The organism is Citrobacter sp. Cb023 (assembly GCF_030336805.1).
Classification (GTDB): domain Bacteria; phylum Pseudomonadota; class Gammaproteobacteria; order Enterobacterales; family Enterobacteriaceae; genus Citrobacter; species Citrobacter braakii.
Map to the genome: position 1 here is coordinate 114,498 of NZ_JAOWCV010000033.1, position 20,936 is coordinate 135,433.

At 53.7% G+C, this 20,936-nt stretch carries 18 protein-coding genes; all 18 read right to left on the reverse strand.

Going from position 1 to position 20,936, the window contains the following annotated elements; genetic code table 11:
• Position 1 precedes the first annotated feature (1 nt).
• Positions 2-1,264: a cell division protein FtsA gene (ftsA, locus tag OGW44_RS09045; RefSeq protein ID WP_003018755.1), complete on the reverse strand. Its 1,263-nt coding sequence runs from the start codon at positions 1,262-1,264 to the stop codon at positions 2-4.
• Positions 1,261-2,094, reverse strand: a complete 834-nt coding sequence (ftsQ, locus tag OGW44_RS09050) for a cell division protein FtsQ (protein WP_003018758.1) — start codon at positions 2,092-2,094, stop codon at positions 1,261-1,263. Before ftsQ ends, ftsA begins: the two co-directional genes overlap by 4 nt.
• A 1-nt stretch (position 2,095) precedes the next feature.
• Positions 2,096-3,016 carry a D-alanine--D-alanine ligase gene (locus tag OGW44_RS09055; protein WP_046275371.1) on the reverse strand — a complete coding sequence of 307 codons (921 nt, stop codon included), beginning with the start codon at positions 3,014-3,016 and terminating at the stop codon, positions 2,096-2,098.
• On the reverse strand, positions 3,009-4,484 hold the full coding sequence (murC, locus tag OGW44_RS09060) for a UDP-N-acetylmuramate--L-alanine ligase (RefSeq protein ID WP_016151698.1): 1,476 nt from the start codon (positions 4,482-4,484) through the stop codon (positions 3,009-3,011). The genes OGW44_RS09055 and murC overlap by 8 nt, the downstream gene beginning before the upstream one ends.
• A 51-nt stretch (positions 4,485-4,535) precedes the next feature.
• The gene (gene murG, locus OGW44_RS09065) at positions 4,536-5,603 is read right to left on the reverse strand and encodes an undecaprenyldiphospho-muramoylpentapeptide beta-N-acetylglucosaminyltransferase (RefSeq protein WP_047499873.1); all 1,068 of its coding nucleotides are present in this window, start codon (positions 5,601-5,603) and stop codon (positions 4,536-4,538) included.
• The gene (ftsW, locus tag OGW44_RS09070) at positions 5,600-6,844 is read right to left on the reverse strand and encodes a cell division protein FtsW (RefSeq protein ID WP_019078372.1); all 1,245 of its coding nucleotides are present in this window, start codon (positions 6,842-6,844) and stop codon (positions 5,600-5,602) included. The genes murG and ftsW overlap by 4 nt, the downstream gene beginning before the upstream one ends.
• Complete coding sequence (gene murD, locus OGW44_RS09075; RefSeq protein WP_016151695.1) at positions 6,844-8,160, reverse strand: UDP-N-acetylmuramoyl-L-alanine--D-glutamate ligase; 1,317 nt, start codon at positions 8,158-8,160, stop codon at positions 6,844-6,846. The genes ftsW and murD overlap by 1 nt, the downstream gene beginning before the upstream one ends.
• A 2-nt stretch (positions 8,161-8,162) precedes the next feature.
• Positions 8,163-9,245: a phospho-N-acetylmuramoyl-pentapeptide-transferase gene (gene mraY, locus OGW44_RS09080; RefSeq protein ID WP_016151694.1), complete on the reverse strand. Its 1,083-nt coding sequence runs from the start codon at positions 9,243-9,245 to the stop codon at positions 8,163-8,165.
• Positions 9,239-10,597: a UDP-N-acetylmuramoyl-tripeptide--D-alanyl-D-alanine ligase gene (murF, locus tag OGW44_RS09085; RefSeq protein WP_185654740.1), complete on the reverse strand. Its 1,359-nt coding sequence runs from the start codon at positions 10,595-10,597 to the stop codon at positions 9,239-9,241. The genes mraY and murF overlap by 7 nt, the downstream gene beginning before the upstream one ends.
• On the reverse strand, positions 10,594-12,081 hold the full coding sequence (gene murE, locus OGW44_RS09090; RefSeq protein WP_016151692.1) for a UDP-N-acetylmuramoyl-L-alanyl-D-glutamate--2,6-diaminopimelate ligase: 1,488 nt from the start codon (positions 12,079-12,081) through the stop codon (positions 10,594-10,596). Before murE ends, murF begins: the two co-directional genes overlap by 4 nt.
• Entirely contained in the window at positions 12,068-13,834 is a 1,767-nt protein-coding gene (gene ftsI, locus OGW44_RS09095) for a peptidoglycan glycosyltransferase FtsI (RefSeq protein WP_016151691.1), read from the reverse strand. Before ftsI ends, murE begins: the two co-directional genes overlap by 14 nt.
• Before the next feature lie 15 nt (positions 13,835-13,849).
• Positions 13,850-14,215 carry a cell division protein FtsL gene (gene ftsL / locus OGW44_RS09100; RefSeq protein ID WP_006686695.1) on the reverse strand — a complete coding sequence of 122 codons (366 nt, stop codon included), beginning with the start codon at positions 14,213-14,215 and terminating at the stop codon, positions 13,850-13,852.
• On the reverse strand, positions 14,212-15,153 hold the full coding sequence (gene rsmH / locus OGW44_RS09105) for a 16S rRNA (cytosine(1402)-N(4))-methyltransferase RsmH (RefSeq protein WP_016151690.1): 942 nt from the start codon (positions 15,151-15,153) through the stop codon (positions 14,212-14,214). The genes ftsL and rsmH overlap by 4 nt, the downstream gene beginning before the upstream one ends.
• A 1-nt stretch (position 15,154) precedes the next feature.
• Positions 15,155-15,613, reverse strand: a complete 459-nt coding sequence (mraZ, locus tag OGW44_RS09110; protein WP_005124560.1) for a division/cell wall cluster transcriptional repressor MraZ — start codon at positions 15,611-15,613, stop codon at positions 15,155-15,157.
• A gap of 613 nt (positions 15,614-16,226) precedes the next feature.
• Positions 16,227-17,231, reverse strand: a complete 1,005-nt coding sequence (gene cra / locus OGW44_RS09115; RefSeq protein ID WP_016151689.1) for a catabolite repressor/activator — start codon at positions 17,229-17,231, stop codon at positions 16,227-16,229.
• A 175-nt stretch (positions 17,232-17,406) separates the two neighbouring features.
• Positions 17,407-17,898 carry an acetolactate synthase small subunit gene (gene ilvN / locus OGW44_RS09120; protein WP_003829566.1) on the reverse strand — a complete coding sequence of 164 codons (492 nt, stop codon included), beginning with the start codon at positions 17,896-17,898 and terminating at the stop codon, positions 17,407-17,409.
• A 2-nt stretch (positions 17,899-17,900) separates the two neighbouring features.
• Positions 17,901-19,625 (reverse strand): acetolactate synthase 3 large subunit, encoded by a 1,725-nt coding sequence (ilvI, locus tag OGW44_RS09125; protein ID WP_072034381.1) that lies wholly within the window; start codon positions 19,623-19,625, stop codon positions 17,901-17,903.
• Between the two features lie 318 nt (positions 19,626-19,943).
• On the reverse strand, positions 19,944-20,891 hold the full coding sequence (gene leuO, locus OGW44_RS09130; protein WP_016151687.1) for a transcriptional regulator LeuO: 948 nt from the start codon (positions 20,889-20,891) through the stop codon (positions 19,944-19,946).
• Positions 20,892-20,936: the final 45 nt, after the last annotated feature.

Below are 20,936 nucleotides of genomic sequence, written 5' to 3' on the forward strand. Positions count from 1 at the left end.
ATTAAAACTCTTTACGTAACCAGCTATTCAGTCGCTTGATCCACGATCCGACCGAGGCAGTTACGCGCTTTTCTACTTCAGCCTCACCACTTAAATGGGATTCTTTCCCGTAGTGCAGCAGCCCTACCGCCGTTGAATAATACGGCTCCTGGGCATAATCCGTCAGACCGGTAATATTCAGCGGTGCGCCAATACGTACTTGTGTATGGAACACGCGCTGTGCGCAGGCCGCAAGACCTTCAATTTGCGCAGCACCGCCGGTTAACACAATCCCCGCCGCCAGATGATGTTTCACACCCTGCTGGCGAAGCTGTTCTTGTAATTGCAAAATTTCTTCGTTGACCAGGTTGAGCAGCTCGGTATAACGCGGCTCAATGACCTCTGCCAGAGTCTGACGTTGCAGGCTACGCGGCGGACGACCACCAACGCTTGGCACTTCAACGCTCTCGTCTTTACCCACGATGGAACCCAGTGCGCAGCCATGACGCACTTTGATGGCTTCAGCATCGCTCGGCGGCGTACCAAAGGCATACGCGATATCGCTGGTCACGACATTCCCTGCATAAGGGATAACTTTAGTGTGGCGCAACGCCCCGCCAGTATAAACGGCGATGTCCATTGTACCACCACCAATATCCACCACGCAGACACCCAGTTCACGTTCATCTTCCGTCAATACGGAATAACTGGCTGCCAACCCGGCAAAAATCAGTTGGTCAACTTTCAGACCACAACGTTCAACGGCTTTGACAATATTCTTCGCCATGTCGTTGTGGCAGGTAATAAGGTGGACTTTTGCCTGCATACGCACACCGGAAAGACCGACCGGATTTTTGATACCTTCCTGGTAGTCGATGGCGTATTCCTGCGGGATGACGTGCAGAACACGATGTTCATCGCGAACGCGTACGGATTTTGCCGTATGTACCACGTTTTCCACATCTTCCTGCGTCACTTCCTCTTCGGAAATGGGCACCATACCAATTTCATTCTGACAGCTAATATGTTTACCGGAAAGCGCCAGATACACTGAAGAGATCTGGCAATCTGCCATCAGTTCAGCCTGGTCAATGGCGCGCTGTACGCACTTCACCACTGACTCAAGGTCATTCACCCCGCCTTTATCCATACCTCGCGATGGGCAACTGCCCACGCCAATGATATTGACCATACCGTCGGGCAGAACTTCCCCTACTAAAGCGGCTACCTTCGCGGTGCCAATCTCCAGTCCAACTACCAGTTTTCTGTCCGTCGCCTTGATCATTGTTGTTCTGCCTGTGCCTGATTCTGTTGCTGATTAGATTCCTCAGGAGGCAAGGGAACCCAGCCTACTGCCGCTCCTGAGTCATAACGCAAATCAACGTAGCTAATCCGTTTGCCATCGGTTTGCGCCTGCTGCTGTAAAACCGGGTAGAGTTCCACAAAGCGAGCCAAACGTTTTATCGTATCGCCCCTGCCCAGATTCAGCTTAATATCGTTATTCAGCGTCAACTGCCAGGAACGACGAGCGGTCATTGCCGCTTCCTTCAGGGTGAATCTGTCCTTAGCCAGCACCTGCCCCATATCGCGGAACCCTTGCAGCACTTCACTTGCGCTGCCTTCCGGTCCGTACAACATAGGTAATACCTGCTTATTAGCCCGACCGGTTGGGACACTGAAGGTATTTCCTTCAGCATCCACCATATGTTGGTCATTCCAACGCGCTATTGGCACATATTCAACCAGATGAATCTTCAATTCATCAGGCCATTGCTTTCTGACGCTCGCCTGTTTGATCCAGGGGAGGCGTTCAATCTGGCTCTGGATGATGTTCACATCCTGAGTCATAAATGTTCCCGGAGCGCCCAGCGCCAGGATGGACTGACGGATATCATCATTGCGCGTGTAATGCCGTTCACCGGTTAACACCAGTTTTGACAATGGCAGGCGCTGCGCATCTTCCATCCATCCCAACACTACCCAGCCGCTGACAAACACGGTGCACAGCACTGTCAGCAGGAACAGTATTCCTGCAAGACGCGTTCCATTATTGCGGCGTGAGGAGTTTACTTCTTCTTCATCACCGTTTCGCGTGTTCAGCGCAGCCTGCGACATATCAGTCCGCCAACTCCAGAATTCTTACCACCAACTGCGAGAAGCTCAGGCCCGCCTGACGCGCCGCCATCGGCACCAGACTGTGGCTGGTCATACCCGGAGAGGTATTCGCTTCCAGCAGATAAAACTGGCCATCGCTGTCCAGCATGACGTCAATGCGCCCCCAACCTTTACAGCCCAATGCAGTCCACGCTTTCAGGACTAATTCCTGTAAAAAGGCTTCTTGTTCGACTTCCAGACCAGCAGGGCAGAAATATTGTGTCTCATCAGAGAGATACTTCGCCTCATAATCATAGAAGGTTCCCGCGGGTTGGATACGTATTGACGGTAAAATTTCTTCGCCAAGTATCGCAACTGTAAATTCCGGGCCACTGAGCCATTTTTCAATCAGTACTTCTTCATCATGCTGAAAAGCCAATGCTAATGCACCCTGCAAAGCATTTTCTTCTTCAACTTTTGACATCCCTACGCTGGAACCTTCACGGCTTGGCTTTACAATCAGCGGCAAGCCTAACGCAGAAATTTTTGTAACTGCTTCATCGCTAAGACCTTTTTCGAACTCAGCGCGGGTCAGCGCAACCCATGGGGCGACGGGTAAACCTGCGCCCTGCCACAGCAGCTTGCTGCGCAGTTTGTCCATGGAAATCGCGGAAGCCATGACGCCGCTGCCGGTATACGGCAGGCCAATCAGCTCCAGCATGCCCTGCAATGTGCCATCTTCACCGCCACGACCATGCAGCGCAATAAACACCTTCTGAAACCCCATAGATTTCAAAAGAGTGACATCGACCTCTTTAGGGTCAATCGGATGGGCATCTACACCACCTTCGCGTAACCCTGCCAATACGGCCGCGCCTGAATTCAGCGATACTTCACGTTCAGCGGAGGTTCCCCCTAACAGGACCGCGATTTTATCAGCCATGTTGTTCTTCCTCCGGGTTTTGCGGCTTCAGTTTGATTTCAGCTAAGGAACGCGCGATTTTGCCGATATTTCCAGCGCCCTGCACCAAAATCAGATCGTTGCCGGTTAATACGGGTGCCAGCATTTCTGCCACCTGGGCCGGATCGGATACCAGAATCGGATCGATCTTACCGCGGCCACGAATCGTACGGCACAACGAGCGGCTGTCGGCCCCCGGAATCGCGGCTTCGCCCGCGGCATACACATCCAGCATCAACAGCGCATCGACCTGGGTAAGCACGTTGGCAAAGTCGTCGTACAGATCGCGAGTACGCGTAAACCGGTGCGGCTGGAACAGCATCACCAGGTTTTTGTCCGGCCAACCCGCGCGCGCGGCTTTAATCGTAGCGTCCACTTCCGTTGGGTGGTGGCCATAATCATCAACCAGCATCGCGGTCCCGGCTTTACCGTTCACCGGCTCAAGCGGGAATTCGCCGAGGAAGTCAAAACGACGTCCGGTACCCTGGAAACTTTCCAGCGCGCGCAGAATAGCGTCGTCTTCAATACCTTCTTCCGTCGCGACCGCCACTGCCGCCGCCGCGTTCAGTGCATTGTGACGACCCGGCGCGTTTAACGTAACACGTAAATCGGCCATCCCCTGACGCACCAGCGTGAAGTGTCCTTGTGGACCAATCTGCTGGTAATCTTCAACGCGCACATCGGCATCATCACTGAAACCATAGGTTGTGGTTTGACGGCCAACTCGCGGTAACAGTTCGCGGATAACCGGATCGTCAACGCACATCACCGCACGGCCATAAAACGGCAAGTTATGCAGGAAATTAATAAACGTCTGCTTTAAATTTTCGAAGTCGCCATGGTAGGTATCCATGTGGTCGGCTTCGATATTGGTGACAATCGCCACCATTGGCTGCAAATGCAGGAACGACGCGTCGCTCTCGTCTGCTTCGGCAATCAAATAACGGCTATGACCCAGGCGCGCATGCACGCCTGCGGCCTTCACCAGACCGCCGTTGACAAAAGTGGGATCCAGACCCGCTTCCGCGTAGATGCTGGAGACCATTGCCGTGGTCGTGGTTTTACCGTGCGTCCCGGCAATAGCAATACCGTGACGAAAACGCATTAACTCCGCCAGCATTTCAGCACGACGAATCACCGGAATACGTGCTTCATGCGCTGCAACAATTTCCGGGTTATCCGCAGAAATAGCGCTGGATACCACCACCACGCTCGCATCGCGCACGTTTTCCGGGCGATGGTTGAAGAAAATCGTGGCTCCCAGATTCGTCAACTGCTGCGTCACAGGATTCGGCGCTAAGTCAGAACCGCTGATCTGATAACCTTCATTGGCCAAAACTTCGGCAATACCGCCCATACCAGCACCACCGATGCCGACAAAGTGAATGTGCCGAACGCGACGCATTTCGGGCACGATGGAACGCAGTTTTGCCAGTTGTTGTGTATTCATTCTTTAGCCATTAACTTCTTAGTTCATGCGATGCAAAAGGCATCACCACAATTACGCCCGGGCAGCCCGGCTCACTTCATTTGCAACGCGCTCTGTGGCATCCGGTATGGATGCGGCGCGCGCACGTTCTGCCATGGTTAATAACGTTTCTCGCGACCACCCGGCAAGGGTGCTGGCGACGGCATCCACAGTAAACTGCGGCTGCTCCAGAATTTTGGCGGCGCCCGCTTTCTCCAGCGGCAGCGCATTCCAATACTGCTGTCTGTCTTTGTGCTGGAACGGCACAAACAGCGCAGGCAAACCTGCGGCGGCAATTTCGCTCACCGTCAGCGCGCCTGAGCGACAAACCACGACATCAGCCCACGCGTAGGCCGCTGCCATATCATCAATAAACTCAGTGACCTTGTGCTGCGGTTGTCCCGCGTCGGCATACGCCTGTTCAACGGTCTGCTGCGCGCCTTTGCCGCTCTGATGCCAGATAGTCACCGCGCCGCCAAGCTTTGCGGCAACCTGCGGCATCGTCTGGTTCAGTACGCGTGCGCCCTGAGATCCCCCGACGACCAATACACGAACCGGACCTTCACGCCCGGCCAGACGCGCTTTGGGCAACGGCAGCGCCAGCACGTCAGTGCGCACCGGGTTGCCCACCACTTCCGCATTCGGGAAAGCGCCAGGAAAAGCCTGCATCACCGTAGTGGCAATCTTCGCCAGCCATTTGTTAGTTAATCCCGCAATGCCGTTCTGCTCATGCAGTACAACCGGAATACCTAATGACCAGGCCGCCAGACCGCCAGGGCCAGACACGTAGCCGCCCATACCCAGCACCACATCGGGTTTAAACTGCTTCATGATGGCGCGCGCCTGACGCCAGGCATTAAAAATACGCACAGGTGCAGCCAGCAGCGCATTGACGCCTTTACCACGCAAACCGGAGATACGAATAAAGTCAATTTCAATGCCGTGTTTCGGCACTAAGTCCGCTTCCATACGATCGGCGGTGCCCAGCCAACGAACCTGCCAGCCCTGGGCCATTAAATGGTGCGCGACCGCCAGCCCCGGGAACACATGCCCGCCGGTACCGCCCGCCATCACCATTAACCGCTTCGGTTGACCACTCATCGTGCACCTCGTGTAAACGCCTGGGCTTTTTCCAGACGCGTTTCATAATCAATACGTAACAAAAACATGATGGCCGTCGACATAATCAACAAACTTGAACCACCATAACTGATCAGCGGCAGCGTCAGACCTTTGGTTGGCAGCATACCCGCCGCCGCACCGACGTTTACCAGTGCCTGGAAGCTAAACCAGATCCCGATTGAGCAGGCTAAAAAGCCTGAAAAACGGTGGTCAATTTCCAACGCCTTACGGCCAATCGACATCGCGCGAAAAGCGACGAAGAATACCATTAAAAGTGCCAATACCACACCGATATAACCCAGCTCTTCCCCAATGATGGCGAAGATGAAGTCGGTGTGCGCTTCTGGTAAATACTCCAGTTTTTGGACTGAATTACCTAAGCCCTGCCCCCAAACCTCACCGCGACCAAATGCCATCAGGGATTGCGTCAGCTGGTAGCCACTGCCGAACGGATCTTCCCATGGGTTCCAGAAGGAGGTTACGCGGCGAATACGATACGGTTCGGCAAGGATCAGCAGCACGACCGCTGAAATCCCCATGCCGATAATGGCAATGAACTGCCACAGTTTCGCTCCGGCGAGAAACAGCATCGCCAGGGTAGTGACAAACAGCACTACCACCGTACCAAGGTCAGGCTGTGCCAGCAGTAAAATAGCCAGCACCAGGATCACGCCCATCGGTTTTAAGAAACCGCGCAGGTTGTTACGCACTTCATCAACTTTACGCACCAGGTAGTTGGCGAGGTAACAGAACAGCGACAGCTTGGTAAATTCCGCAGGCTGAATACGCAGCGGCCCCAGCGCAATCCAGCGCGACGCCCCGTTAACGGAGCTACCCACCACCAGCACAATCAGCAGCATGATGATCGAGGCTATCAGCATCGTCGTACTGTACTTTTGCCAGAACTCCATCGGCAGACGCAGCGTCACCATCGCCAGGCAGAAGGCGAGGAAGATGTACAGTGCATCACGCTTAGCAAACAGGAAAGGATCGCCCGCCAGGCGTTGCCCTACGGGCATCGATGCCGATGTCACCATCACAAAACCGATCGCTGCCAGACCAAAGGTCAACCACAGCAGCATGCGGTCATACATGATCAGGCTGTCCGCGTCTTTATCACGCGAAGCCATCACCCAGCCTTTAAGTGCCGCGAAGATCCACGCCAGGACACCCAGTCCCGGTAAGCGCGGCATTCTCAGACGAGGGAGAGATAAGCGCATCAACCCAACTCCTTCGCCAGGCGGGTAAAGACGTCACCGCGTTGCTCAAAGTTCTTGAACTGGTCGAGGCTAGCGCAGGCAGGCGACAGCAGCACCATATCGCCCGACTTCACGCGCGGTGCGAGCAGACGCATTGCCTGCTCCATGGTTTCAGTTTGTTCCGTAACGTCAGGTCGCAGAGCGGCAAGCTGCGCGCCATCGCGACCAAAGCAATACAGACGAATGTTGTCGCCGGTCAGGTATCGTTGCAGCGGCGTAAAGTCAGCGGATTTCCCGTCTCCCCCCAGCAACAGGTGCAACGTACCGTCAACGTGCAGGCCATTCAGCGCGGCTTCAGTGCTGCCGACGTTGGTGGCTTTAGAATCGTTAATCCAGCGCACGCCGTTGTGCTCAAGCACAGTCTGAAAACGGTGCGCCAGACCGGTAAACGTGGTGAGCGCTTTCAGGCTCGACGCCCGCGGCAGACCCGCAGCATCCGCCAGCGCCAGCGCAGCCAGGGCGTTGGTATAGTTATGCTGACCGGAAAGCGTCATCTCTTTCACGTTAAGAACTTTTTCACCCTTCACTCGCAGCCAGGTTTCGCCCTGCTGACGGTTCAGGTGATAGTCACCCATGTTGATGCCAAAGCTCACGCAACGCTCATCCGCTCCGCGAACCGGCATGGTCAGCGCATCATCAGCGTTGACCACACACACTTTCGCGTTTTCATAGACGCGCAGTTTGGCCGCACGGTACTGCTGCAAGCCAAACGGATATCTGTCCATATGGTCTTCGGTGACGTTCAAAATGGTAGCGGCTACGGCTTGTAAGCTGGAGGTCGTTTCCAGTTGGAAGCTCGACAGTTCCAGAACATACAGCTCACGTTCGTCATCCAGCAGCATCAGCGCGGGCAGGCCAATATTACCGCCAACCCCCACGTTCACACCGGCCGCTTTCGCCATCTCACCTACCAGCGTAGTGACTGTACTTTTCCCGTTGGAACCGGTGATTGCGACGATCGGTGCCTGTGCTTCGCGACAGAACAGCTCAATGTCGCCGACAATTTCAATTCCCGCATCGGCGGCGGCGCTCAACGAAGGATGCGCCAGGGCAATACCAGGGCTGGCGACAATAAGATCAGCGGCCAGCAGCCAGTCATCATTCAGACTGCCAACATGACGCTCAACCGCTTCCGGTAATTTGTCCAGGCCCGGCGGCGTCGCGCGGGTATCCATTACGCGCGGCGTCACGCCACGCGCCAGGAAGAAATCCACGCAGGACAGCCCGGTCAAACCCAGACCGATAATGACGACTTTTTTACCCTGGTAATCAGCCATGATTAACGTACCTTCAGCGTTGCCAGGCCAATCAGCACCAGCATCAGCGAAATAATCCAGAAGCGCACAATTACGCGCGGTTCCGGCCAGCCTTTCAGTTCATAGTGATGGTGGATCGGCGCCATACGGAAGATGCGCTGTCCGCGCAGCTTAAAGGAGCCAACCTGCAAAATGACCGACAGTGTTTCTACGACGAATACACCGCCCATGATCACCAGCAGGAACTCCTGACGCAGGAGCACGGCAATAATGCCCAGCGCGCCGCCCAGCGCCAGCGATCCGACGTCGCCCATAAAGACCTGCGCCGGATAGGTGTTAAACCACAAGAAGCCTAACCCCGCACCGACAATTGCCGTACAGACAATCACCAATTCGCCGGCATGACGTAAATAGGGAATATGCAGATAGTTGGCGAAGTTCATGTTACCGGTCGCCCACGCTACCAACGCAAAACCTGCGGCCACAAACACGGTCGGCATAATCGCCAGTCCATCCAGACCATCGGTGAGGTTGACCGCGTTGCCAGTACCCACAATCACGAAGTACGCCAGCAGCACGTAGAACAGCCCCAACTGCGGCATCACGTCTTTAAAGAACGGCACCACCAGCTCAGTGGCCGGGGTATCTTTACCAGCCAGATACAGGGCAAAGGCCACGCCCAGCGCAATCACCGACATCCAGAAGTATTTCCAGCGCGCGATCAGGCCCTTGGTGTCTTTGCGTACCACTTTGCGGTAGTCATCGACAAAACCGATAATGCCGTAACCGACCAATACCACCAGCACGCACCATACGTACGGGTTCGACGGGTATGCCCACAGCAGTACGGAGATAACAATCGCGGTAAGGATCATAATCCCGCCCATGGTCGGCGTACCGCGTTTACTGAAGTGTGATTCCGGACCGTCGTTACGCACGACCTGTCCAAAGGACATTTTTTGCAAGCGGGCGATCATGCGCGGGCCCATCCACAAAGAGATGAACAGCGCGGTCAGCAGGCTGACGATGGCGCGAAACGTCAGATAGGAAAAGACGTTAAAGCCGGAATAATATTTGACCAAATGTTCGGCCAGCCAAACTAACATGTCCCATTCTCCTGTAATGCGCGTACTACCTCTTCCATGGCGGCACTACGTGAACCCTTCACTAAAATCGTCATAATCTGATGTTCTGCAATCAGCGCCTTAAGATGCGCGGTCAACGCGGTTTTATCCGCAAAATGCTCACCCACACCGCTGGCATGGCTAATTGCCTGACTCAGTTTCCCTGTACTCAGCACACGGTCGATACCTGCAGCCTTCGCAGCGTCACCCACCTGCACGTGGCATGCTTCGCTTTCCGCGCCAAGCTCTGCCATATCGCCAACGACCAACACGCGGTAGCCCGGCATTTCGGACAGCACGTTTACCGCTGCGGTCATTGACCCGACATTTGCGTTATAGGAGTCATCCAGCAGTAGCTGATTTTCTGCCAGTTGAATCGGGAACAGACGCCCCGGTACCGCTTGCAGCTCCTTCAGACCCGCTTTAATCGCTTCGTGCGTCGCGCCTACCGCCATAGAGAGCGCAGCCGCCGCCAGGGCGTTAGCAATGTTGTGACGACCCGGCAGCGGCAGCAGAACATCAATGCTTCCGGTTGGCGTTTGCAGAGAAAACTCTGTGCCGTGTGAAGTCACATGAACATTGGCCGCCGAAAAGTCGCTGTTGGCCGCATTCGGGGAGAAGCGCCAGACTTTGCGATCGCCGATAATGCTCTGCCAGTTCAGCCAGTCGTTATTGTCGGCATTCATAATGGCGATTCCGTTCGCTGGCAGGCCGGTAAAAATCTCACCTTTTGCCTTCGCAACGCCCGCCAGTGAACCAAAGCCTTCCAGATGCGCGGCTGCCAGGTTGTTCACCAGCGCCGCTTCCGGACGCGTCAGGCCAACGGTCCAGGCGATTTCGCCCTGATGATTAGCGCCAAGCTCAATCACGGCATAGTCGTAATCGTTGTTTAAGCGCAACAGCGTCATCGGTACGCCGATGTCGTTATTCAGGTTGCCCGCGGTATATAAGGTGTTGCCACACTGACTCAGAATGGATGCGGTCATCTCTTTGACGGACGTTTTACCGGAAGAGCCGGTCAGCGCGACAACGCGCGCCGGAACCTGGGCGCGTACCCATGCCGCCAGTTCACCAAACGCCAGACGTGTATCTTTAACAATCAGTTGTGGCAGGTTGGTGTCCAGCGGACGGCTGACCAGCAGCGCACCCGCCCCGCTCTCTTGCGCCTTGTCTGCGAAATCGTGGGCATCAAAGCGTTCGCCTTTCAGCGCGACAAACAGGCAGCCCGCCGTAACTTTACGCGTATCGGTTGTCACCGCATCAAGAGTCAGATCGGCTCCTTTCAGTTCGCCACGGAGGATCTCCGCCAGTTGGCTGAGCGTTACGCTAATCATGCGATTACTCCCAGCAGACGCGCTGCCGTGACGCGGTCAGAATAGTCGAGGCGTTGCGAGCCAACGATCTGGTAGTCTTCGTGACCTTTCCCGGCCACCAGCACCACATCGTTTTCTTTCGCCTGCATAATGGCGTTTGTCACAGCCTCTGCGCGACCTTCCATCACTTTCGCCTGTCCGGCATCCAGCATACCCGCCAGAATGTCGTTAATAATGGCGCGCGGCTCTTCGGTACGTGGGTTGTCATCGGTCACCACGACAACATCAGCAAACTGCTCGGCAATCGCGCCCATCAACGGACGTTTGCCTTTGTCGCGATCGCCGCCGCAACCAAAGACGCACCACAGTTTGCCAGTACAGTGCAGACGTGCCGCCTGCAGCGCTTTTTCCAGCGCATCTGGCGTATGGGCATAATCAACCACAACGGTGGTTTTACCCGGCGCGCTGAACACTTCCATGCGCCCACAAACTGGCTGTAATTGTGTCGCCGTTTTCAGTAAATCAGCTAACGGATATCCCAACGCCAGCAGCGTTGCCAGCGCCAACAGCAGATTGCTGACGTTAAACGCGCCCATCAGGCGACTTTCAATTTCGCCGTCACCCCATGAGGAGGTAAAACGAATTGTTGCCCCGCTGTCGTGATAATTCACGTCAATCGCCTTTAACCAACGACCATGACAGTTCGGGTTGATGTGATCTTCCATCGATACGGCAACCGCATCCGGAAGCTTGGCCAACCAGCGACGACCGACTTCATCATCCGCATTAACGATGGCCTGGCCGCAATGGTGCGTGGAATACAGCAGCCATTTCGCGGCTTCGTAATGTTCCATGTCGCCGTGGTAATCAAGATGGTCGCGGCTTAAGTTAGTAAATACTGATGCGGCAAACTTCAGCGCCGCCACGCGATGCTGAACCAGACCGTGTGAAGACACTTCCATTGCGCCAACCGTTGCGCCTTGTGCAACCAGCCCCGCCAGCACATGCTGGACATCAACGGCTGAACCGGTGGTATTTTCCGTCGGGATCACTTTGCCCAGCAGGCCATTGCCGACTGTTCCCATCACCGCGCTGGTTTCGCCAAGCAGTTGGCTCCACTGTGCCAGCAATTGGGTGGTGGTGGTTTTACCGTTGGTCCCGGTCACGCCGACCAGTCGCATTTTTTCAGAAGGCTCGTGGTAAAAGCGGCCCGCCAGTGCAGATAAACGTTCGTTAAGCTGACTGAGATAGATAACTGGAACACCGTGCATTTCACGGATTTCACCGTCAGTAGCTTCATCTTTTGCTTCTGCAATAATGGCAGCCACACCTTGCGCTATCGCCTGCGGGATATACCGACGCCCGTCCGCCTGATGACCCAATACTGCGACAAAGAGATCGCCCGATGCAGCCATACGGCTGTCGAGCGTCATCTCCCGCAGTGCTCGCTCCGGTGCACCCGGCACCCATGGAGCAAGAAGGTCGCGCAAATTACGATCTGCCACCTGTTGCCTCGCCTTGATTATTCACAAATTCATTTTTATCGCCCGTTGTCAGCGCATCCGGCTCGATGTTCATGGTGCGCAGTACGCCGCCCATGATGGCACCAAAGACCGGCGCGGAAACGGCGCCACCGTAGTATTTACCCGCCTGCGGATCGTTGATAACAACAACCAGCGCGAAGCGCGGCTGACTCGCAGGCGCAACGCCTGCGGTATAAGCAATGTATTTGTTGATGTAGCGGCCATCCGGCCCTACTTTCTTCGCCGTACCGGTTTTAATAGCGATACGATAGCCTTTAATCGCCGCCTTCACGCCGCCGCCGCCGGGCAGCGCCACGCTTTCCATCATGTGCACCACGGTACGCACGGTTGATTCCGGGAAGATACGCTCGCCCGGAACAGGAGGGTCAACTTTGGTGATCGACAGTGGCCGATAAACGCCATAGCTGCCGATCGTTGCATAGACTCGCGCTAACTGTAACGGCGTTACCATTAGCCCGTAGCCGAAAGAGAAGGTGGCCCTCTCTATGTCAGACCACCGTTGTTTTTGAGGATATAAGCCACTGCGTTCTCCGACCAACCCCAAATTGGTCGCTTTTCCCAGCCCAAAACGTGAGTAAGTGTCTACTAACGCTGAGGACGGCATCGCTAACGCCAGCTTGGAAACACCGACGTTACTCGACTTCTGCAAAACCCCGGTGAGGGTCAATTCGCTATAACGCGCCACGTCTTTAATTTCGTGGCCATTAATTCGGTAAGGGATAGTGTTAAGTACGGTATTTTCGCGAACCACGCCACGCTGCAGCGCCGTCATCACCACCATCGGTTTGACAGTGGAACCCGGTTCAAACACGTCGGTAATCGTACGGTTACGCATCGCATCCTTCGGCGTACCGGTGAGATTGTTCGGGTTGTAGGACGGGCTGTTGGCCATCGCCAGCACTTCACCGGTGTTCACATCCACCAGTACCGCACTGCCTGACTCCGCCTTGTTAAACGCCACGGCGTTATTCAGTTCGCGGTAGACCAGCGCCTGTAAACGCTCATCGATACTTAGCGCAAGGTTATGCGCCGCCTGGCTGTCGGTTGAGGAAATATCCTCAATGACGCGGCCATAACGGTCTTTACGTACAATACGTTCGCCCGGTTGCCCGGTGAGCCATTTGTCGAAGCTCTTCTCAACGCCTTCAATCCCCTGGCTGTCGACGTTAGTAAAGCCGATAAGGTGAGCGGTCACTTCTCCGGAAGGATAGTAACGGCGGGATTCTTCGCGCAGGTGAATGCCTGGCAGCTTCAGTTTTTTGATGTAGTCAGCCATGTCAGGGTTTACCTGACGCGCCAGATAGATAAAGCGCCCTTTCGGGTTGGCGTTAATGCGGGAAGCCAGTTGATCGAGCGGGAGATTCAGCGCGGTCGACAGCGCTCTCCAGCGTTCACCAACGCTTACGCCGCCTGCGTCATGCACCTCTTTGGGGTCGGCCCAAATCGCCTTAACCGGAACGCTCACCGCCAGCGGACGACCTGAACGGTCGGTAATCATCCCGCGCGATGTGGACACTTCCTGTACGCGCAGAGAGCGCATATCGCCCTGACGCACCAGCATGTCCGGCGCGATGATTTGCAGCCAGGCAACGCGCCCCAGCAGAAAACCCAGTGCCAGCAAAATACAGCCGCACAGTAACGCAAAACGCCAACTGATAAAGTTGGCTTGTTCTTCCTGGCGTTTTGGCTTGTGCGTTTTTGCCGCTGCTTTCATGCGTCGCGTTTATCCTTATTTTTGTACTACGATATTTTCTTGTGAGGGATCAACATGCTGCATTTGCAGCTTTTCCGTTGCGATCCGTTCAACACGGCTATGGTCGCCGAGCGCGTTCTCCTCAAGGATCAAGTTGCGCCATTCGATATCCAACGCATCTCGCTCCAGAACCAGCTGCTCACGCTGCGCGGTCAGTAACCGCGTATGGTGTGCTGTTGTCACGACGGTAACCGCCGTCAAAATAATGCAAATGAACAGGCAGAGTGGCAGCTTCCCATACCGCAAAAGATCGTCACCGATCACGCCAGGCAAGGCATGGCGCTCGTTGCTTCCTATCGATCCTTTAACTTTGCTGAGGGCTTCTGTCACTCTGCTGATCATGCGTTCGTCCTCTCTGCAATACGCAGAACTGAACTACGGGCACGAGGATTTTCAGCTACCTCTTCTTCACCCGGCATCATCTTGCCTAGTGCTCTTAACTCACGGCCGCCCAGCTTTTTGATCTGCGCTTCGGTCATCGGTATTCCAGCCGGAACCTGAGGACCACGGCTTTGTTCGCGCATAAAGCGTTTCACAATGCGATCTTCAAGCGAATGGAAACTGATTACCGAAAGGCGACCACCTGGTGCCAGCACGCTGAGCGAGCTTTTTAGCGCCTGCTCTATCTCCTCCAGTTCACTGTTCACCCAAATGCGCACCGCCTGGAAGGTACGGGTCGCGGGATGTTTGAATTTGTCTTTCACCGGCATTGCCGCCGCAATCACTTCCGCCAGCTCTTTAGTGCGGGTCATCGGTTCGATGCGGTTGCGCTCTACGATGGCGCGAGCAATACGTTTGCCGAAGCGCTCTTCGCCAAAGGTTTTAATCACCCAGGCAATGTCTGCTTCATCGGCGGTTTGCAGCCATTCGGCCGCTGACTGACCGCGTGTTGGGTCCATACGCATATCTAACGGACCGTCACGCATAAATGAGAATCCGCGCTCAGCATCATCAAGCTGTGGAGAAGAAACCCCAAGATCGAGAAGAATCCCGTCGATCTTACCGGTAAGTCCGCGCTCGGCGACATAATCAGCCAGCGCAGAAAAAGGACCATGGACGATGGAAAAACGGGGATCGGTAATCGTCTTTGCAACGGCAATCGCCTGCGGATCGCGATCGATGGCCAGTAAACGCCCCTCTTCGCCAAGTTGCGAGAGGATCAGACGTGAGTGACCACCGCGACCAAATGTCCCGTCAATGTAGATGCCGTCTGGACGAATATTCAGGCCGTTTACGGCTTCATCCAGCAACACCGTTGTATGTTTATAATTTTCCATCATTTTATAGAGACAAATCCTGCAATCGTTCCGACAGCGCGCCGGTAACAGACTGCTCAGCGTCGATATCTTCCTTGACCTGTTGATACCAGGTCGTTTCATCCCACAGCTCAAACTTATTGAACTGCCCAACCAGCATCACTTCTTTCGTTAGCCCTGCGTGTTGCCGCAGAATGGGCGCTATCAATAATCGGCCAGCGCTATCCATCTGACATTCGCTAGCATGACCCAACAACAGGCGCTGTACGCGACGCTCAACTGGATTCATGCTCGACAGACGCGATAACTTCTGCTCGATAATTTCCCATTCAGGCAGGGGGTACAGCAGCAGGCACGGGTGATGGATGTCAATGGTGCAAACCATTTGACCGGTAGCGCTCTCGAGCAGTTGATCCCGATAACGGGTAGGCACAGATAAGCGCCCTTTACTGTCGAGATTAACTAACGTTGCTCCCCGGAACATGCCAGCCTCACCCCCGATTACCACTTTATCCCACAAATTCCCACTTAAAGGAGTTTACGGAGCGGAGGAAAACCTTGTCAAGCAAGTCACGGCGCTTAGCGGAGCAAAAAACCCATTGTTTACGGCTAATATCAGCGTTGAACAAATTCCGTACAGCAAACGAAGCAAATTAACGTCATGAATATTTGTAAGAAAAAAATCCAACAACTCATGATTGTTTAAAACAACTGAATATCATCAAAAGAAAAATATAAAGTGTCAGTTTGCGACGCGAGCGGCATTTTAGGACAATATGCAGCGAGATAACAGTACCAGTTAATCAGTCTGTACGCCGCACAGGAGCGAGATAAGGGCGAGATTGTCGCAACACACCAGTAAAGTGTTTGTTAATTCGGCAAATCCCTACATGCTTGTAACAAAATAATACAACCGTAACGCATCGTTACGTCTCAATTACCCAAAAATGGATAGTTGCATTTTTAATTCGGCATAATAGAAGAATCAATTTCAGATAATTCTAAAGAATATTCTTAATTATAATGCGGTTATTTCCGAGAACGGGATAATTGATGATGTCAGAGGCTTATCCGCCGACATCATCAATTGAGGCAACTTAGTTACGGCTTAGAATACCGCGACGGTACAGATTACGCCGTATACGCGTTAAACCTGGTTTGGGTTTACGCGGCTCATCCAGGCTTGCCAACACAATCTCCAGCACGCGTTCCGCGACATCTCGATGGCGCTGCGCCACCGCCAGTACCGGGCACTGCAGGAAGTCGAGCAGCTCGTGGTCGCCAAAAGTCGCAATCGCTAAATCAGACGGTAACTGCCCGTCGCGGCGCAGGGTCACATCCATCACCCCCTGCAACAGGGCAAACGACGTGGTAAACAGCGCCTGAGGCATTGGATGCGTTTCCAGCCATTTATCAAATAACTGCGCGGCCGCCTCCCGCTCATAGCTGTTGGCATAGAGAAAATGCACTTCACGTGGATCGTCCTTCCACGCGGTACGGAAACCCTGTTCGCGCAGGAAACTGACGGACAATTCAGGAAGAGCCCCCAGATAGAGCACGGTTTCAGCAGGGAATTTACGTAACTCCTCCGCCAGCATCTGCGCATCATCCTGGTCAGCGCCCACCACGCTGGTGAAATGTTCACGATCCAGCGCGCGATCCAGCGCCACAATCGGGAATGAACTGTTCGCCCAGCGCTGATAAAACGGATGTTCAGGCGGCAAGGAAGTCGAAACGATAATGGCATCAACCTGACGTTGTAAAAGATGCTCAATACAGCGCATTTCGTTATCCGGCTGATCTTCAGAGCAGGCAATCAGTAGTTGATACCCGCGCTGACGCGCCTGGCGCTCCAGATAGTTTGCAATCCGGGTATAGCTCGTGTTCTCGAGATCCGGGATCACCAGCCCGATAGAACGTGTGCGTCCAGCACGCAGCCCGGCCGCCACGGCATTCGGATGGTAATTATGCTCACGCACCACCGCCATGACTTTTTCAACCGTTTTGTCGCTTACGCGGTATTGCTTTGCTTTGCCGTTAATAACGTAGCTTGCAGTCGTTCGCGAAACACCGGCCAACCGAGCGATTTCATCCAGTTTCACAATTGCCCCTTGCGTAAAATGTACAAACCATAACCTTTGAGATGGCATGGGTTAAACTTCTTAACATCTAAGCGCAGAATAATGACTGCGGCAACCGCTTTTGTCTCTGGTTACTGCTGATTTCGCAAAAAAAAGCAACCGATAGCCAATGCATCTCGCGTAGGTCAGGTAAGCGTTAGCGCATAATTTTATCGCCGCGGGAAAGCCCCACCACGCCGGAACGGGCAACTTCCACGATTTTGGCGACTTCCCGTAGCGTTGCCAGAAACGCATCCAGCTTATCGCTGGTGCCCGCCAGCTGTACGGTGTAGATCGACGGCGTAACATCGATGATTTGCCCACGGAATATCTCCGTGTTGCGTTTCACCTCTTCCCGGCCATAGCCACTGGCCTGGATTTTCACCAGCATGATTTCTCGTTCAACGTGGGCGCCCTGCCCCAGTTCGCTGACGCGCAAAACATCCACCAGTTTGTGTAGCTGCTTTTCGATCTGCTCCAGGACTTTCTCATCCCCTACCGTTTGAATCGTCATCCGCGATAAGGTCGGGTCGTCAGTCGGCGCGACGGTCAGGCTTTCAATGTTGTATCCGCGCTGGGCGAAGAGGCCAATCACACGTGACAATGCACCCGACTCGTTTTCCAGCAATACTGATAATATCCGGCGCATAATCAGGTCCTCTCCGTTTTACTTAACCACATTTCGTCCATCCCGCCCCCACGAATCTGCATCGGGTAGACATGCTCACTGCCGTCGACGGTGACATCAACAAACACCAAGCGATGGTTACGCACATGTTCCAGCGCTTCGCCCAGCTTGCTCTCCAGTTCGCCTGGATGATTAATCTGGATACCGATATGCCCATAAGCTTCAGCAAGGCGCACAAAATCAGGTAGCGACTGCATGTAAGACTGGGAGTGACGCCCGGAGTAAATCATGTCCTGCCACTGTTTGACCATGCCGAGATAGCGGTTGTTAAGGTTGAGCACCAGTACCGGTAGCTCATATTGCAGCGCCGTCGACAGTTCCTGGATGTTCATCTGAATGCTGCCATCCCCGGTGACGCACACCACTGTTTCATCCGGCAGCGCCATTTTCACCCCTAACGCCGCGGGTAAACCGAATCCCATGGTGCCGAGGCCGCCTGAGTTAATCCAGCGGCGTGGTTTATCGAACGGATAGTAAAGTGCGGCAAACATTTGATGCTGGCCAACGTCAGAGGTCACGTATGCATCCCCTTTCGTCAGACGCCAGATGGTTTCAATCACCGCCTGCGGTTTAATACTTTCACTTTGCGTGTCGTATTTCAGGCACTGACGAGCGCGCCAGTGTTCGATCTCTTGCCACCAGTCACGGTTATCATCCAGCGGCTGCTGCGATTTCTCCTGCGGCAGCAGTTCAAGCATCTGATCCAGCACCAGGCGAGCATCGCCCACAATCGGAATATCCGCAGTGACGGTTTTTGAAATAGAGGTCGGATCGATGTCAATATGCAGCACGGTCGCATTCGGGCAATATTTTGCCAGGTTATTGGTCGTTCGATCGTCAAAACGAACGCCGACGGCAAAGATCACATCAGAATGATGCATGGTCATATTCGCTTCGTAAGTACCATGCATGCCCAACATTCCCAGCGCCTGGCGATGCGTGGCCGGAAACGCGCCTAACCCCATCAGCGAGGAGACAACCGGCAGATTAAGTGCTTCGGCAATTTGCCCCAGTTGTTCGTGACAGGCGGCATTCACCGCGCCACCACCAACATAGACAACCGGTTTCTTCGCCGCGACCAGCGTCTGCAAAGCACGTTTTATCTGTCCTTTGTGCCCGGTCGTTGTCGGGTTATACGAACGCATACTCACCGACTCCGGCCAGCTATAAGGCAGTTTTTTCGCCGGATTCAGAATATCTTTCGGCAAATCCACCACCACCGGCCCCGGACGACCGCTTGCCGCCAGCCAGAAGGCTTTTTTCAGCACCTGCGGGATATCTTCCGTTTGTTTAACCAGAAAACTGTGTTTTACCACCGGGCGGGATATACCCACCATGTCGCACTCCTGGAAGGCATCGTAGCCAATCAGGGAAGTGGCGACCTGGCCGGAGAGGATCACCAGCGGAATGGAATCCATATATGCCGTTGCAATCCCGGTGATCGCATTGGTTGCCCCGGGTCCGGAAGTGACCAAAACGACGCCCACTTCTCCCGTGGCACGCGCCAGGCCATCAGCCATATGTACTGCGGCTTGCTCATGACGGACTAACACATGATCAATACCGCCGACCGTATGCAATGCATCATAAATATCGAGGACGGCCCCCCCGGGATAACCGAATACCTGCTTCACACCCTGATCGATAAGCGATCGGACGACCATCTCGGCTCCAGACAACATCTCCATGGCTTGCCTCACTCTTATAATGAATTACGGTTTAACAACACATTAACCGCTGACGATGACGCATGGCAATTGACTCCGAAGGGGTGGCACTGGAGTAAATAAGAATAAAACGGAGGTAAGAATTGAATAAATGGAGAATTAAACCAGCATAAGCAATTGATATGATAAATAATCGCTTAAAAAGGGGGACTTACAGCAATTAGTCTATTTTTTTACACTTTCGGACATACGTAAAAAGTCGAGTTCAGCACAAAATTTTAGATATAAAGATAAAAGCAGAATAAACCAGATGTATTCCCCGATTTATTCTGCCAGCGGCTACTTCTTACAGACGGAGACCAACAGTTCTTCCATCCATTGATGTCCTTTATCGCGCCCCGCAGCCTCATGCCAGGAAAGATAACATGTGCGGCTGTTCAATTTTAAAGGTAAAGGCAATATCTGCAGTTCTAAAGAATCGGCGAACTCTTCCGCCAACCAACGCGGCGCAATAGAGACCAGGTGCGTTTGCGACACAATATTAAGCACGCTGATTAATGCCATTCCCTGATAAGCCACGCAGGATTGTTTATCCGGTGTGTCATACCACGGCTGGCTGAATGAGGCGAAGCGATCGAGCGAAACCACGGCATGCTGTTCATGATAGAGATTGCTTTCCAGCAATGGGCCACTAATGCGCGGATGTTTTTTGCTTGCCACTAACACCATTTCGTCATTGAATAACGGAACACTGGTAAATTCCGGACGACGGAATTCTTCATAGCTAATAACAAACTCAGTTTCCTGATAACGTAATTGGTGCTCGGTATTTAGATTTAGTGAAGATTTAAAAACGACATTAATGTTCGGCGCGACTTGTTCAACTCGATTATAAATCAACGAAGTAAGAATATTATCCAATGGACTGCATACGCAAAGATTGAATACACGCTCGCTGCTGGTAGGTTCAAAGCCGGAACCAGGCAGTTCATTCTGCACTAATTGCAATGCCTGACGAACGGAGCCAAACAGCTGGAAGGCTCTTGCTGTCGGCTGGATTCCACGGCCATAACGAACAAAAAGCTCATCGTTAAACATGACTTTCAGGCGTGCGACCGCATTACTGACAGCGGGTTGCGACATCCCCAGCGTATGTGCAGCACGCGTAATATTTTGTTCCTGCATCACCGCATCAAAAACAGTTAATAAATTAAGATCAACCATGCGAAGCTGTGGCTTCCCCATCTCTATGAGATTAGATTTATCTATTATTTTTACTTCTGGCATATTTAACTCCACTGTCACTCTAAACTCCCTTTTCCCAGACGGAGT

Excerpts from the sequence above, each read along its gene's own strand:
- ftsI (WP_016151691.1), bottom strand. The coding sequence starts at position 13,834 with ATGAAAGCAGCGGCAAAAACGCACAAGCCAAAACGCCAGGAAGAACAA.
- OGW44_RS09055 (WP_046275371.1), bottom strand. The coding sequence starts at position 3,016 with ATGGCTGATAAAATCGCGGTCCTGTTAGGGGGAACCTCCGCTGAACGT.
- murF (WP_185654740.1), bottom strand. The coding sequence starts at position 10,597 with ATGATTAGCGTAACGCTCAGCCAACTGGCGGAGATCCTCCGTGGCGAA.
- mraZ (WP_005124560.1), bottom strand. The coding sequence starts at position 15,613 with ATGTTCCGGGGAGCAACGTTAGTTAATCTCGACAGTAAAGGGCGCTTA.
- ftsA (WP_003018755.1), bottom strand. The coding sequence starts at position 1,264 with ATGATCAAGGCGACGGACAGAAAACTGGTAGTTGGACTGGAGATTGGC.
- ftsW (WP_019078372.1), bottom strand. The coding sequence starts at position 6,844 with ATGCGCTTATCTCTCCCTCGTCTGAGAATGCCGCGCTTACCGGGACTG.
- ilvI (WP_072034381.1), bottom strand. The coding sequence starts at position 19,625 with ATGGAGATGTTGTCTGGAGCCGAGATGGTCGTCCGATCGCTTATCGAT.
- leuO (WP_016151687.1), bottom strand. The coding sequence starts at position 20,891 with ATGCCAGAAGTAAAAATAATAGATAAATCTAATCTCATAGAGATGGGG.
- murC (WP_016151698.1), bottom strand. The coding sequence starts at position 4,484 with ATGAATACACAACAACTGGCAAAACTGCGTTCCATCGTGCCCGAAATG.
- ftsQ (WP_003018758.1), bottom strand. The coding sequence starts at position 2,094 with ATGTCGCAGGCTGCGCTGAACACGCGAAACGGTGATGAAGAAGAAGTA.
- rsmH (WP_016151690.1), bottom strand. The coding sequence starts at position 15,153 with ATGATGGAAAATTATAAACATACAACGGTGTTGCTGGATGAAGCCGTA.
- ilvN (WP_003829566.1), bottom strand. The coding sequence starts at position 17,898 with ATGCGCCGGATATTATCAGTATTGCTGGAAAACGAGTCGGGTGCATTG.
- mraY (WP_016151694.1), bottom strand. The coding sequence starts at position 9,245 with ATGTTAGTTTGGCTGGCCGAACATTTGGTCAAATATTATTCCGGCTTT.
- murG (WP_047499873.1), bottom strand. The coding sequence starts at position 5,603 with ATGAGTGGTCAACCGAAGCGGTTAATGGTGATGGCGGGCGGTACCGGC.
- murD (WP_016151695.1), bottom strand. The coding sequence starts at position 8,160 with ATGGCTGATTACCAGGGTAAAAAAGTCGTCATTATCGGTCTGGGTTTG.
- ftsL (WP_006686695.1), bottom strand. The coding sequence starts at position 14,215 with ATGATCAGCAGAGTGACAGAAGCCCTCAGCAAAGTTAAAGGATCGATA.